This window comes from Pedococcus sp. P2_E2, from assembly GCF_056403955.1.
On record NZ_JBFUEM010000003.1, the window covers coordinates 205,903 to 218,852 of the forward strand.

Annotated in this window: 14 protein-coding genes; 10 read left to right on the top strand and 4 right to left on the bottom strand. The window is 69.3% G+C overall.

The genetic code is table 11. From position 1 onward, the window contains the following. Window positions 1-12 precede the first annotated feature (12 nt). Window positions 13-1,251 (bottom strand): toxic anion resistance protein, encoded by a 1,239-nt coding sequence (locus AC1DWR_RS09235; protein ID WP_477615772.1) that lies wholly within the window; start codon window positions 1,249-1,251, stop codon window positions 13-15. 302 nt (window positions 1,252-1,553) lie between these two features. On the opposite strand from AC1DWR_RS09235, the gene AC1DWR_RS09240 reads away from it, so the two are divergent. Together AC1DWR_RS09240 and AC1DWR_RS09245 are read left to right on the top strand one after the other, a co-directional pair. Further along, window positions 1,554-1,700, top strand: coding sequence for a hypothetical protein (locus tag AC1DWR_RS09240; protein WP_477624314.1), 147 nt, complete (start codon window positions 1,554-1,556; stop codon window positions 1,698-1,700). A gap of 179 nt (window positions 1,701-1,879) precedes the next feature. Continuing rightward, window positions 1,880-2,608, top strand: a complete 729-nt coding sequence (locus tag AC1DWR_RS09245; protein ID WP_477615773.1) for an SGNH/GDSL hydrolase family protein — start codon at window positions 1,880-1,882, stop codon at window positions 2,606-2,608. Between the two features lie 85 nt (window positions 2,609-2,693). Here the strand turns inward: AC1DWR_RS09245 and AC1DWR_RS09250 are convergent, their stop codons facing one another. After that, window positions 2,694-3,878, bottom strand: a complete 1,185-nt coding sequence (locus AC1DWR_RS09250) for a serine hydrolase domain-containing protein (RefSeq protein ID WP_477615774.1) — start codon at window positions 3,876-3,878, stop codon at window positions 2,694-2,696. A gap of 98 nt (window positions 3,879-3,976) precedes the next feature. Between AC1DWR_RS09250 and AC1DWR_RS09255 the strand changes: the two genes are divergently transcribed. Then, window positions 3,977-4,264 carry a DUF1905 domain-containing protein gene (locus AC1DWR_RS09255; protein WP_477615775.1) on the top strand — a complete coding sequence of 96 codons (288 nt, stop codon included), beginning with the start codon at window positions 3,977-3,979 and terminating at the stop codon, window positions 4,262-4,264. Window positions 4,265-4,495: 231 nt separating this feature from the next. Further along, on the top strand, window positions 4,496-5,788 hold the full coding sequence (locus AC1DWR_RS09260) for a D-alanyl-D-alanine carboxypeptidase (RefSeq protein ID WP_477615776.1): 1,293 nt from the start codon (window positions 4,496-4,498) through the stop codon (window positions 5,786-5,788). On the opposite strand, the gene AC1DWR_RS09265 is transcribed toward AC1DWR_RS09260, so the two are convergent. Further along, the gene (locus AC1DWR_RS09265; RefSeq protein ID WP_477615777.1) at window positions 5,782-5,988 is read right to left on the bottom strand and encodes a hypothetical protein; all 207 of its coding nucleotides are present in this window, start codon (window positions 5,986-5,988) and stop codon (window positions 5,782-5,784) included. The genes AC1DWR_RS09260 and AC1DWR_RS09265 overlap by 7 nt on opposite strands. A gap of 76 nt (window positions 5,989-6,064) precedes the next feature. On the opposite strand from AC1DWR_RS09265, the gene AC1DWR_RS09270 reads away from it, so the two are divergent. The 4 genes from AC1DWR_RS09270 (at window position 6,065) to AC1DWR_RS09285 (ending at window position 10,218) form a co-directional block, all read left to right on the top strand. Beyond that, the gene (locus AC1DWR_RS09270; RefSeq protein WP_477624315.1) at window positions 6,065-6,595 is read left to right on the top strand and encodes a MarR family winged helix-turn-helix transcriptional regulator; all 531 of its coding nucleotides are present in this window, start codon (window positions 6,065-6,067) and stop codon (window positions 6,593-6,595) included. Between the two features lie 8 nt (window positions 6,596-6,603). Beyond that, window positions 6,604-7,944: an HNH endonuclease signature motif containing protein gene (locus AC1DWR_RS09275; protein ID WP_477615779.1), complete on the top strand. Its 1,341-nt coding sequence runs from the start codon at window positions 6,604-6,606 to the stop codon at window positions 7,942-7,944. Between the two features lie 63 nt (window positions 7,945-8,007). Beyond that, window positions 8,008-9,690, top strand: coding sequence for an alpha-glucosidase (locus AC1DWR_RS09280; RefSeq protein WP_477615780.1), 1,683 nt, complete (start codon window positions 8,008-8,010; stop codon window positions 9,688-9,690). 123 nt (window positions 9,691-9,813) lie between these two features. After that, a complete protein-coding gene (locus AC1DWR_RS09285; protein ID WP_477615877.1) occupies window positions 9,814-10,218 on the top strand; it encodes a PLD nuclease N-terminal domain-containing protein in 405 nt (134 codons plus the stop codon). An 11-nt stretch (window positions 10,219-10,229) separates the two neighbouring features. Here the strand turns inward: AC1DWR_RS09285 and AC1DWR_RS09290 are convergent, their stop codons facing one another. Then, window positions 10,230-11,123: a DUF1028 domain-containing protein gene (locus tag AC1DWR_RS09290; RefSeq protein WP_477615781.1), complete on the bottom strand. Its 894-nt coding sequence runs from the start codon at window positions 11,121-11,123 to the stop codon at window positions 10,230-10,232. 94 nt (window positions 11,124-11,217) lie between these two features. Here AC1DWR_RS09290 and AC1DWR_RS09295 point away from each other — a divergent pair, with 94 nt between their 5' ends. Further along, the gene (locus AC1DWR_RS09295; protein ID WP_477615782.1) at window positions 11,218-12,330 is read left to right on the top strand and encodes a calcium:cation antiporter; all 1,113 of its coding nucleotides are present in this window, start codon (window positions 11,218-11,220) and stop codon (window positions 12,328-12,330) included. Between the two features lie 44 nt (window positions 12,331-12,374). After that, the gene (locus AC1DWR_RS09300; protein ID WP_477615783.1) at window positions 12,375-12,935 is read left to right on the top strand and encodes an O-acetyl-ADP-ribose deacetylase; all 561 of its coding nucleotides are present in this window, start codon (window positions 12,375-12,377) and stop codon (window positions 12,933-12,935) included. Window positions 12,936-12,950 lie beyond the last annotated feature (15 nt).

Consider the following 12,950-nt stretch of genomic DNA (forward strand, 5'->3'; position numbering starts at 1 on the left):
CCACGCCACCCCTCAGCGTCCGGCAGCCACCGAATTGCCCAGGTCCAGCGATCCGTGAGCCACCTGTTGGTCCTGGCGCTCGACCCGGTCGAGGTAGGACCGCGACTTCCCGACCTCGGTCTCGAGCGTGCCGATGGTCGCGGCCATCGTGTCCAGGGCCTGCACCTTGAAGCTGTCGATGGCGTCCATGGTGGCGTAGATGTTCTGGAACGCCGCCTGGAGCTGGGGCAGTCCGATGGTGGCGGAGGCGGCCTGCTCCTGGATGCGCACTGAGTTGTCGCGCAGCATCTCGCTGGTGCGCTCGATCATGCCGGACGTCGTGGTGTTGAGGGCCGAGATCTGTTCGAGGACGAGCTTCTGGTTGCTGAGGGCCTGCGCCACGATGACGGCGGTCCGCAGCGCAGAGACGGTGGTCGTCGACGCCCGGTCGACCCCCTTGATCAGCTCGACGTTGTTCTTGATGACCACGTCGATGGCCAGGTAGTTCTGGATCGAGACGGCCAGCTGGGTGAGCAGGTCCTGGTGCTTCTGACGGACGTAGAAGAGGACGTCGTCGCGCAGGGCGGTGGCCTTGTCGGGGTCGGTCGCCTCGAGGTCGGCGATGCGGGCGGCGAGGTGGGCGTCGAGCCGTTCCGCGACGTAGACGTACTGGTTGAGCCGCGCCATGGAGTCCCACAGCAGCTGCTTCTCGAGGTTCAGGGCGGCGTTGTCCTTGCCCAGCTCGTCCTGGCCGTCGCGCAGGGCGTGGAGGATGCCGTCGAGGTGGCTCTGCGCCGACTGGTACTTGCGGAAGTAGTCCGCGACCTTGTCGCCGAAGGGGACCATGCCCAGAAGCTTGCGGGCCCCCGTCGCCTCCTTGGGGTCGAGGTCCTCGATCGTCCGGCGCAGCTCGAGCAGCGTCGCGCCGACCGTGGAGCCCTCCGCGAGCCCGCCCTCCTGGAGCGCCTTCACGGGGGCCTTGAGGAGGCGGTTCGAGGTCTCGGCGGCCTGGCGGATGTCGCCGTCGCCCATCGTGCGCACGTCCGCCGACTTGGCCGCGAACCCGGGCGACCTGGGAGCCTCGGACAGCAGCGCCTCGAGGTAGGCGTCGACCTTGGCGTCGAGGGCGGGCAGGGCTGCGGCGTCGATGGCCGGGGCCATCCTGGGGGCGGCCGTGGCCTGGACCGGCGCCGGCGCCGTGGGCGCGGTCAACGTCAGGGTGGCTGCCTGCGTGGCCGGGGGCTGGAGCGGTCCTGGCTGTGTGTCGGTCATGACGGTTCGTCTCCTCCGCAGTGCCGATGGGCCCGGCTCGCTGTCCTTGTTGACGAACGGCCAATGTACGCGGTTCCCAGGCCGCTGTTCGGGGATTACGCCGACCCATCCGTAAGGGCTGGGCGGGCACCACGCGCCCATGCTCTGTGGTGCTCATGGCTCCATGGTGCTCATGGGAATCCGCGACGTCTGTGCCGGACGTGACACAACGTCGCTGCCTTGCCGCGTGGGCTTCTACCCCCAACGCCCAGGGAGCTGCCCGCACCGTGACAAGGAGCCTTCACAGGAGAACACTCGTGGGGGTGAAGCTCGCGAAGGTGATCTGCAAGCTGACCAGACATCAGTGGGTGGGGAAGCACGGCAAGGAAGGTGAACACTTCCTGCAGTGTGAGCGCTGCGGTGCCATCCGCGACTCCGAGTCCCACATGTATGGCGGGTTCGGGGGCTAGTTCCCATGGCTCGACGGTGGCGCATCGCGGCGGGGACCATCGCGCTGCTCGCCGCGGTGGTGGCCTGCGCGGGCGATGCGACGACGCCATCAGCCGGCACCTCATCCACCAGCCAGTCACCCGGTTCAGCCGCGCCTCCTGCCACGGCCACGGGACGCCCCGACCACCCCATTGGTGTGATGGCGATCGGGCATTCCTGGATGACCGGCTTCCAGTCGGACCCGACCAGTCCCGCGACGGACAATGCTGCGAACTCCTGGGCCACGGGGTCCAACCCCGCCGTTCGCAGCATCTATCAGCGCCTGCTCGAAGCCAGACCCGAGACAAGCGGCAACGTGGTCAACTCAGCCCGAGATGCGGCCACCTCGGAGAGGCTCGTCGAGCAGGCGACTGCAGGCCTCTCGCGACTCCCCTATCCGGCGCTGGTGATCGTGCAGATCGTGGGTAATGACCTGCGCTGCGACGGAACTGATCCAGAGCACTACGCCGAATTTCGCGCGTCCGTGCGGCGGGCCGTACAGACGATCGTCAAGGCATCGCCCCAGACCAGCGTGCTGCTGATCGGCGACCCCGGCAGGCCAGCCGGCTACGCGGCAGCCATCATGGCCCTGCCAAGCACCCCCTCGGCCTTCATCGACACGAGGCCTTGCTATCTCTTCTCGGCAAACCGCACCGTCAACCAGGCAGAGGTCGCGCGCGTGACTGGCCTGCTCGCGGCATACGAGGCACAGCTGGCTCGTGCATGCCAGGGCATCAGCCAGTGCCACACCGACGGCGGCGCGGCGGCGCGGATGGCCATGCATCTCGAGGACTACGGTGCGGACCACCGTCATCCGTCGATCGCAGGCCACGCGAACATCGCAGCGGCCGAGTGGCCGGTGGTCGTCTCGGTCCTACGCCTGGGATAGTCCAGCCGAGGATGGTCGCCAGACCTTGGAAGTCGCAGGCCCGCCCTGCCAACGCCCAGAACACTGATCGCCTCAGGACGCAGTCTCAGCGGGCCGCATAGATGGCGTCACGGACCTCGAGTGGGAACTGTCCCCAGCAGCCCTCGAGGGCGGTGTTGGTGAACATCGCCGCGCTCACGCCGGCCTCCGGGTCGAGGAACCACTGGTGTCCCCAGGCGCCTCCCCAGTTGATCGTTCCGACTGCTTGAGGAGTCGCACCCGCGACTGGGTCGAAAAGGACGCCGGAGAGCAGTCCGAAACCCCAGCCCGGCTCCTCGTCGCGCAGCAGCCCGACGTGGTTGGCCAACGCGACCTCGACCGTCTCGGTGCTCAGGATCGGCGCTCCCCCGGTGCGGATGACCTCGAGGAACTTCATGAAGTCACCGACCGTCCCCACCATTCCCGCTCCCCCGGACTGGAACGACTCGTCGTCGAACGCTCGAGCCGGGGAGAACGTGAACCCCTGGATCGTCTGCGGATCGCGCATCCGTTCCGCACGAGGTGTCCCATCGGCATACGGCACGGCAAGGCGCTGCGGCTCTCTCACGTGGAACCCCGTGTCGACCATGCCCAGCGGGCCGGTGACGTACTCGGAGACGGCCTCGCCCAGGGAACCACCGTGGACGGTCGCGATGATCGCGCCGAGCACATCGGTGGCGACGCCGTAGCGCCAACCCGTGCCGGGCGGGAAGTAGAGCGGCACCGACGCGATGCGGTCAAGGTTCTCCTCGAGCGACAGCCCCGGCTGGTCCAGGCCGCTGGACACCCGGGCGGCCAGGTACCGGTCCACAGCCATCCCAGACTCCGCTGGTTCCTCGGACACCTCGTCCGCCGAAGCGCCATCGCTCTCCTGAGCCACCTCGGGGTACCCGAAGCCGGCCGTGTGGGTCAGGAGATGGCGCAGCGTGATGGCCGGCTCGTGTCCGTCGTCCAGCCGCGGCCGGAAGTCCGGCAGGTGGTCGGTGACCAGGTCATCGAGCCCGAGCCTGCCGCGCTCGACGAGCGCCAGGGCGGTGGCGGCGACGAGGGGCTTGGTCAGCGAAGCAATGCGGAAGACGGTGTCGATTGCGGTCGGCGTCCCGGCCTCCCGGTCGGCATGCCCCGCGGCCCGCGAATAGACCGGTATGCCGTTCTCCCGGACCAGGACGACCACTCCCACCACCTGGCCGGCGGCCAGCGCACGGTCGATGACTGCGTCGACCCGGTCCTCCAGTGACAGTTGTCCGGACACGGGACCTCCGTCGTCGAGTAGCGCCCCCGATCGTCCACCCCACGCGTGCCGACGGCAAGGCGAGCACTCGCCGATCCGGCGCTCCTATCCTGTGCGGCATGGAGATGGAGTTCAGCGGTGAGATCTGGTTCTGGAAGGGGCCGTCGCCGTTCCACTTCGTCACCGTGCCCGAGGACTTCTGCGATGCCCTTGATGCGACGGCCGGGCTGGTGAGCTACGGCTGGGGGATGATCCCGGTCCAGGTCCGGATCGGCGAGACCAACTGGAAGACCTCTCTCTGGCCGAAGGACGGCCGCTACATCGTGCCGCTGAAGGACGCCGTGCGCCGGGCCGAGGGACTCGAGCTCGGCACGACCACGACGGTCCGGCTCTTCGTCGACGCCTGACGGGCGCGGGCGCGGCCACGTCTGGCCACGCGGCCGGGCCACGCGGCCGGGCCACGCGGCCGGGCCACGCGGCATACGGGCACCTCCAACTCGGGTGAACGGGCAGAAACGCTGTGAATATCGGTCCAAAGTCCCCACTGGGCCGCGGGCGGGCGTACCTTCGCCCCATCCCCCGCAGTCACACCTGCCCCAACCGTCTCCACGGGGCAGCACTTTCACCTGAGGACCGGCATGACTTCACGCCCCCGCTCCGTGACCTTCCGTCGACTCACGATCGCCGCGCTGGCCAGCGCCCTCGGTGTCGCGCCCGTCCTGGCGACCACGGGCAGCGCGAACGCCGCCGTGGCGTCCGCCACGACCACGACCTACGTCAACACCGCGGCCGACACCCGGATCGCGACGAAGCTGCAGGGTCGGGTCACGACGACACGCTTCGGCACGTCGTTCACCGGGGCAGTCATCGACGCCGCGAGCGGCAAGGTCGTGTGGAGCAAGAACGGCAGCGCCGGCTACATGCCCGCCTCGACCGCGAAGTGGGTGACGGCCACCAACGCCCTCCGGGTCTTCGGGGCGTCCGCCCGGTTCACGACGAAGGTCAGGCGCGGCCCGCAGGCAGACCAGGTCATCCTCGTCGGCTCCGGCGACCCCTCCTTCTCATCGGCCCAGCTCACCGCCCTCGCCAAGACCACGGCTGCCGCCATGAAGGCGCGTGGCCAGCTCCGCGTCCGCCTGTATGCCGACGACACCCTCTTCGCCCCGCGCACCTTGGCGACGGGGTGGCGCTCGACGTACATCCCCGCCGACACCACGTGGCTGCGGGCCCTGGTCGTCGACGGGCGACAGGTCTCCGACACCAGCATCGACGCGGCCACCCTGTTCGCGGGCAAGCTCAAGACCTACGGCCTCACCGTGACCCGGATCGGGCGGGGCACCGCGAGCTCGACCAGCCCGGTGCTCGCCACCTCGGCGGGGCAGACCGTCAGCCAGATCGTGTCGCGGATGATGCTCGAGTCCGACAACGAGCACGCCGAGGCGCTGCACCGCCTGGTCGGCATCAAGCTGGGCTACGGCAAGACCTGGACCGCAGCGAGGTCCGCGCAGACCGCGCGGCTGCGCAGCGAGGGCCTGTCCGCCACCGTCCTGTATGACGGGTCCGGGCTCTCGCGCAGCGACCGCCTCACCGGACTGCAGCTCGCACGGCTCGTGACCAACGTCTTCGAACCCGCCAACGCGACCCCGTTCGCCCTCCTGCGCAGCAACGCCGGCCTGCCGATCTCGGGCCAGACGGGCACCCTGCGGGCGTCCTACAGCCGGTTCACCGCGTCGACCTCGAAGTGCGCCGTCGGCAAGGTCCACGCCAAGACCGGCACCCTCACCGACGCAGTGGCCCTGAGTGGCTGGACACTCGGCACGGACGGTCGGGTCAAGGCCTTTGCGTTCGTCATCAACGGAAAGCCCACGTCGATGACGGCGATGCGCCAGAACATCGACATGCTCGCGGCAACCGTCACCGGTTGCTACTGACCGAGCCGGCTGGACTCTCGCTGCTCGCGGGCCCGGCGGGCCGCGGCGACCTTGGCAGCGCGCTGGCGCTCGAGCCGGCGGTGCGGGTCCTCCACCTCGCCGAGCTGGGCCGGCCCGTACAGGTGCATGCCGATCACCTTGACGCGGTAGACGATCCGATAGCCCAACGACAGTCCCTCGCGGTCAGTCTTGCGACTCATTGCTTGCTCCACAGTTCCTTAGTACCCTAACTATCTGTGCACTAACGATAGCGCCCGATCCCCTAGACTCGAAATCGTGACCACCAGAGCCCCCGCGCCCACGACGCCGGTCGACCTGCTGAAGCTCGACCGGCAGGTCTGCTTCGCCCTGGCCGTCGCGTCACGCAACGTGATCGCGCTCTACCGGCCACTACTCGAGCCGATGGGCCTGACGCATCCTCAGTACCTCGTGATGCTGGCCCTCTGGGAGGACTCACCGCTGCGGGTCGGCGACCTCGCCCAGCGACTCAGCCTGGAGCCGGCGACGCTCTCCCCCCTGCTCAAGCGCCTCGAAGCCAGCGGCATGGTCAGCCGTGACCGCGACCCCCTCGACGACCGCGCCCTGGCGGTCTCCCTCACCAGGAAGGGCGCGGCCGCCCGCAAGCGTGCCGAGCGCATCCCACCCGCGATCATCGACCGCCTCGGGATGAGCATCAGCGAGCTCGAAGCCATGCGCGACAGCCTCACCCACCTGATCGCCGCGGCCGCGGAGCCGCCCCAGGGCACTCAGCAAACCCTCAGGTTCCTAGCCATACCCTGGTTGACATTCGAACAGGTGTTCGAATAGAGTCAGGTATGGCCATCGCCCCCCTCCACCCGTCGCCGCCCTTGTCGGCGGCCGATGGAGTGCGTCAGCTCCACTCGGTGCTGGACCGGTGCGATGGTGTCGAAGAGCTGTCGGGGCAAGAGGCGTCGACCCTGATCGACGACCTCGAGCGGGCGGTGACCCGCCTCCAGGCCATGAAGCTGTCACTGGTGGCGGTCGTCGACAAAGCCGACGTGGCCGGGGACGCGGGGATGACGGGCACGGCTGCCTGGCTGGCGGCGCGTTCTCGACGCGACGGGGCGGCAGCAGCCAAGGACGTGCGGCTGGCCACCGCTCTCGACGAGGGGCTGCCCGCGACCAAGGCGGCGCTGAGCGAGGGTCAGTTGTCGACCGAGCATGCCCATGTCATTGCGCGCGCGACGGAGCAGCTGCCCTCGGGCCTCGACGAGACGGAGCGAGTCGCGATCGAGCAGTCGCTCGTCGCAGTGGCAAGACGAGTCGACCCGGTTGCGTTGCGCAAGAAGGCACGACGGGCCCTCGAGGCAGCCCAACGGCACCAGGCCGAGGTCGACGCCCACGAGGATTCGATCCTTCGCTCCGAGGAGGAGCGCGCCCTCGCGGCGACCAAGCTGACCATGCACGACAACCACGACGGCACCATGACGGGGCACTTCACCGTGCCCACCCTGGCCGGCCAGATCCTGAAGAAGGTCGTCCAGCAGCTCGCCTCGCCCCGCCGGTTCGCCCAGCGCGCGGCGCGGGACGCGAAGGCCCAGGCCCTCGAGGCCGGCGCTGACCTGACCGCCGCCGAGACCGCGGAGGCGACGTGGGACGCGTTCCGGGCCGAGGAGCTGGGCTGGTCGCAGAAGTACGGGCGGGCGTTCGTCGAGCTGCTGGAGCACCTGCCCACCGACCACCTGTCGGGCAAGGTCAACGCGACGATCCTGGTCACGCTGGACCACGACAAGCTCAAGGCCTCGGTCGGGGCGGCTCACCTCGACACCGGCCACGACGTCTCCGCCTCCGAGGCCCGCAGACTGGCCTGCGGCGCGGGGATCGTGCCAGCGGTCCTCGGCGGGGAGTCCCAACTCCTCGATCTCGGCCGGTCGCAACGATTCTTCACCGAGGCGCAACGGGTCGCGCTCGCCCTGACCTACGACTCCTGTGCCGCCGACGACTGCGATCGGCCCTACGCGTGGACCGAGCATCATCACGAGGATCCGTGGGCGACCGGCGGACGGACGGACCTCGACCTGGCCGTCCCTCTCTGCGGCTACCACCACAAGCGGATCCACGACCCCGGCTACCACCACCGCGTCCTGCGCGAGGGCACCGGTCGCAAACGAGTCACCTTCGTAAAACGGACATGAGCCTGGCGCGTCCGGATCACTGCTGCGCTTGCCGAGGGGGGTGCGGGTCGAAAGACTCACGCCATGACCGATGACCAGTGGTTCCGCGAAGCCGTCGTCTACCAGATCTATCCCCGCAGCTTCCAGGACTCCAACGGTGACGGCATCGGTGACGTCCCGGGCATCATCAACCGACTCGACTACCTCGAGCAGCTCGGTGTCGACGTCGTGTGGCTGTCCCCGATCTACACGAGCCCCCAGGACGACAACGGCTACGACATCGCCGACTACCAGGACATCGACCCGACGTTCGGCACCCTCGCTGACGTGGACTCGCTGATCGAGCAGGCGCACGCCCGCGGCATCCGGATCGTCATGGACCTCGTCGTGAACCACACGTCCGACGAGCACCCGTGGTTCGTGGAATCCCGTTCCAGCAAGGAGAACCCGAAGCGCGACTGGTACTGGTGGCGCACGGGCGATGGCGAAGCGCCGAACAACTGGGAGTCGTTCTTCAGCGGACCCGCCTGGGAGCTGGACGAGGCGACCGGCGAGTACTACCTGCACCTGTTCAGCCGCAAGCAGCCCGACCTCAACTGGGAGAACCCGGAGGTCCGCGAAGCGGTCTACGCGATGATGCGCTGGTGGCTCGATCGCGGCATCGACGGGTTCCGCATGGATGTCATCAACATGATCTCGAAGGTGACGTCGCTGCCCGATGGGGAGCCGCTGCCCGGCTACCCCGAGCTCGGCGACGGCACACCGCACTTCCTCAACGGGCCCCGGATCCACGAGTTCCTCCAGGAGATGCACAAGTCCGTCTTCGAGGGCCGGGCGGAGAAGCTGCTCACCGTCGGCGAGATGCCCGGGGTCACGGTCGAGGACGCGATCCTCTACACCGACCCCTCGCGTCACGAGGTGGACATGGTGTTCCAGTTCGAGCACGTGGGACTCGACATCGGTGCGCACAAGTGGGACCGCAGCCGGGTCGACCTGCGCGACCTCAAGACCTCCCTCGGTCGCTGGCAGGAGGGTCTCGCGGACGTCGGCTGGAACTCGCTCTACTGGAACAACCACGACCAGCCTCGGGCGGTGTCACGGTTTGGCTCCGACGCTCCAGAACACCGAGTCGCCTCCGCCAAGCTTCTCGGGACTGTGCTGCACCTGCACCGAGGCACGCCCTACGTCTACCAGGGCGAAGAGCTCGGCATGACCAACGTGCCGTTCGCGACGGCCGACGACTTCCTCGACATCGAGTCGGTCAACTACTTCCGGTTGGCGACCGGCGCTGGGGGTGACGTCGAGGAGATCCTCGTCAACCTGCGGCTCGGGAGCCGCGACAATGCCCGCTCCCCCATGCAGTGGGACGACAGCACCAACGCCGGCTTCACGACCGGAAAGCCTTGGGCCGCAACGAACCCCAACTACACGGAGATCAACGCGGCCGCCGCGGTGGCCGACGATGGCTCTGTGTTCCACCACTACCGACGCCTGATCGAGCTGCGCCACACCGAGCCGGCCATCGCCCACGGCGACTTCACGATGATCGCGCCGGACCACACGGCCCTCTACGCCTTCACCCGCTCCCACGCGGGCACCGACCTGCTGGTCCTCGCCAACTTCTCCGGGGACGACCTCGACCTGACCAGCGCGGTCACCGACCTCGACCGATGGTCCGGCGCGGCCCTGCTGCTCGGCAACCTGGGTGACCCCGCGTCGCCCACAGCCCCCCTCCGCCCCTGGGAAGCCCGCCTGCTCAAGCGCTGACGTCGGGCGGGAACGGGCGGGAGATTCTGGGTAATCAGCCCATCCGAATTGCTTCGTTGTGCCACGCTTCTTGGCGTGATTCGAGCAGAACTTGGATTGGGGATCCTCGGGACGGCGTTGTGGATGTATTGCCTCTTCGACGTGATCATGACCGATGAGTCGCGGATCCGGAACCTGCCGAAGGTGACCTGGATCTTCATCGTGCTGGTGACGTCGGTGGTCGGCGCCGTGGCCTGGCTCGTGGCCGGACGACCGCAGGGACCGGCGCGGAGCCTGCCCTACAAGGGCAACACCGGCGCGGCGTACCCGGAGTACGAGCGACCTGGCCGGTTCGTCGCGACCAACCCGGATGACGACGCTGCGTTCCTGCGGCAGGTGCGGGAGCGTGCGGAGGCGCAGCTGAAGGAAGCCAAGCGCCAACGGATGGAGCGCGAGCGGCTCGAGGCCGAGGAGCGCGAACGTCGCCGGCGGCAGGCCAATGGCGGCGGCACCGGGACCGCCGAACCCGACCAGGTGGACCCGGCCTAGCCCGAGTAGGACTAGCCGGTCGTGGATCCGGTGGCGTCGCGCAGGGCGGCCAGCACCTTGGAGTCGATCCCGTCGGGGCTGAGCCGCATCTCGTAGTTGGCCTCGCCGGCCCAGGCGGCCAGGGCCTGCGTCACCTCGCCGTGGTGGCCGAGCAGCGCCAGCCTCCGGCCTACCTCGTCAGCCACCGTGCTGGCCTCACCCGAGCCGGAGCCGCCGGACTCGTCGGACCTGTCGGACCCGTCGGACCCGTCGGACCAGCGCAGCACGAGCTCGGGGCCACCGAAGACGAGGTCGTTCAGTCGCAACAGCCGGGCCAGCTCCCGGGGAGCCTCCGGGTGGTCATCGACCCGGAGGTCGGCGAGGACCCCGCAGTGGTCGTACCCCGCGCCTGGCAGCACGGCATACAGGGCAGCGCCCTGGCGACCCCGTGAGTCGCCACCCGCGGCGTCGCCGGCCAACAGCGCCTCGACGAGGCGGTCGGTGAGGGAGGCGCCGGCGGATCCGAGCCACGCGGCTTCCATCGCCGCCACGACGTCGGGACCGGTGAGGATGTTGCCCTGGATGGCATAGCCGCCGCTGCTCTCGCGACCACTGACGCCGCCCGCCCAGTTCATGCACGAGTCACCCGTCCACGTCGCCTGCGTGTCGACACCCACGACCCCGAGCTGGCGGTGGGCGCGGTCCGCATCGGAGGAGGTGCATGCAACGACCGCCTCGTCGGCGGACGCCCCGTCGGCGAGGGCGTCCAACGCCACGGCCCGGTAACCCACCCTGGCCATCGCCTGCGTGGCCACGGCTCCGACGCCCAGGCGGGCCTGCGGGACGACTGCCCCGACGAAGGGGAACTTGCTCGCGACGGCCACGCCGAAGCCCTCACCCACCTGGCCGACGATCGAGAAGGTCATGGGTCGACCGTAGCGACAGCGACTCGGCGATCGGGAGTCGGCGATTGGGAGTCGGCGATTGGGAGTCGGCGCCGCTCACCTGTGAGAATGGGGCATGGCCGCGAAAACGACCAGGACCGAATCACTGAGCAGTTTTCTGACCTGGACCACCCTCGCGCCGCTGACAGCCATCCTCGCCCTCGTGCTCACGTGGGGCCGACACCTCGGCACACTGCCCGTGCTGGTCGTCGCAGTGGCCCTCGCCGCCGCCGTCCTGGCAGCGGTTCACCACGCAGAGGTGGTCGCCCACCGCGTCGGCGAACCGTTCGGCTCGCTCGTCCTGGCCGTGGCCGTCACGATCATCGAGGTGGCGCTGATCGTCACGCTGATGATCAGTGGCGGCAAGGACACCGAGTCACTCGCCCGCGACACCGTCTTCGCCGCGGTCATGATCACGTGCAACGGCATCGTCGGGCTGTCGCTGTTCCTCGGTGCGGTGAAGTACCGGCTCATCTCGTTCAACGCCGAGGGCACGGGGGCGGCCCTGGCCACCGTGACCACGCTGGCCGTGATGACGATGGTGGTGCCGACGTTCACGACGAGCGCGCCAGGTCCGGAGTTCTCCAGCTCTCAGCTCGCCTTCGCTGCGGTGATCTCGCTCGCGCTCTACGGGATGTTCGTGTCGACGCAGACGAGACGGCACCGCGACTTCTTCCTGCCGGTGGCCCACGACGGCAAGCCGCTCGAGGACGAGCACGCCGACCCGCCCAGCGACCGCGAGACCCTGCAGAGTCTCGGGCTGCTGCTGGTGTCGCTGGTCGCGGTCGTCGGTCTGGCCAAGGTCGAGTCCCCGGCCATCGAGTCGGCCGTGGCGGCGGCAGGCTTCCCGCAGTCGTTCGTCGGCGTCGTCATCGCACTGCTGGTGCTGCTGCCCGAAACCCTCGCCGCCGCCCGCGCCGCCCGCGGCAACCGCATCCAGACCAGCCTCAACCTCGCGCTCGGATCGGCCATGGCCAGCATCGGGCTGACCATCCCGGCCATCGCGATCGCCTCGATCTGGCTCGACGGTCCGCTGGTCCTGGGCCTCGGCCCGACCCAGATGGTGCTGCTGGCCCTGACCGTGGTCGTGAGTGTGCTCACCGTGGTCCCCGGTCGCGCGACGCGGCTGCAAGGTGGGGTCCACCTCGTGCTGCTCGCCGCGTTCGTCTTCCTCGCGGTCAACCCCTAGGCGCACTCTGCCGTCAGGCCGGCGGCGCGGCATACCGTGGGTGGGTGGTCACCATCGAAGCCGTCCTGGGCGACATCACGACCGAGCGGGTCGACGCCATCGTCAACGCCGCGAACTCGATGCTGCTCGGCGGGGGTGGGGTGGACGGCGCGATCCACGCGGCGGCGGGGCCACGACTGCTCGAAGCATGTCGGCGGGTGCGCAACACCACCCACCGGGGCGGGCTCGACGTGGGGGACGCCGTGGCGACGACCGCGGGCGACCTGCCCGCCCGATGGGTGATCCACACCGTCGGCCCGAACCGGCATCGCGGGCAGACCGACCCGGCGCTGCTGGCATCCTGCTTCAGCCGCAGCCTCGAGGTCGCCCGTGAGGTGGGTGCCCGCAGCATCGCGTTCCCGGCGGTCAGCGCGGGTGTCTACGGCTGGGACCCGGTGGAGGTGGCGCGGATCGCGGTCGACGTCGTGCGCGCGAGCCTCCAGGGCGAGCGGGACGAGCCACCGGAAGGTCACCAGCGCGGGGACGACCAGCCGATCGAGCTCGTGCGGTTCGTGCTGTTCAGCCGCGCGACGCTGGCCTCCTTCGAGGCAGCCCTCGCCGACTGAGCGGGACCGCCCGCC

Bases quoted from the DNA above. Each gene is read 5' to 3' on its own strand.
- AC1DWR_RS09235 (WP_477615772.1), bottom strand. From the start codon at position 1,251: ATGACCGACACACAGCCAGGACCGCTCCAGCCCCCGGCCACGCAGGCA.
- AC1DWR_RS09245 (WP_477615773.1), top strand. From the start codon at position 1,880: ATGGCGATCGGGCATTCCTGGATGACCGGCTTCCAGTCGGACCCGACC.
- AC1DWR_RS09255 (WP_477615775.1), top strand. From the start codon at position 3,977: ATGGAGATGGAGTTCAGCGGTGAGATCTGGTTCTGGAAGGGGCCGTCG.
- AC1DWR_RS09260 (WP_477615776.1), top strand. From the start codon at position 4,496: ATGACTTCACGCCCCCGCTCCGTGACCTTCCGTCGACTCACGATCGCC.
- AC1DWR_RS09265 (WP_477615777.1), bottom strand. From the start codon at position 5,988: ATGAGTCGCAAGACTGACCGCGAGGGACTGTCGTTGGGCTATCGGATC.
- AC1DWR_RS09275 (WP_477615779.1), top strand. From the start codon at position 6,604: ATGGCCATCGCCCCCCTCCACCCGTCGCCGCCCTTGTCGGCGGCCGAT.
- AC1DWR_RS09280 (WP_477615780.1), top strand. From the start codon at position 8,008: ATGACCGATGACCAGTGGTTCCGCGAAGCCGTCGTCTACCAGATCTAT.
- AC1DWR_RS09285 (WP_477615877.1), top strand. From the start codon at position 9,814: ATGTATTGCCTCTTCGACGTGATCATGACCGATGAGTCGCGGATCCGG.
- AC1DWR_RS09290 (WP_477615781.1), bottom strand. From the start codon at position 11,123: ATGACCTTCTCGATCGTCGGCCAGGTGGGTGAGGGCTTCGGCGTGGCC.
- AC1DWR_RS09295 (WP_477615782.1), top strand. From the start codon at position 11,218: ATGGCCGCGAAAACGACCAGGACCGAATCACTGAGCAGTTTTCTGACC.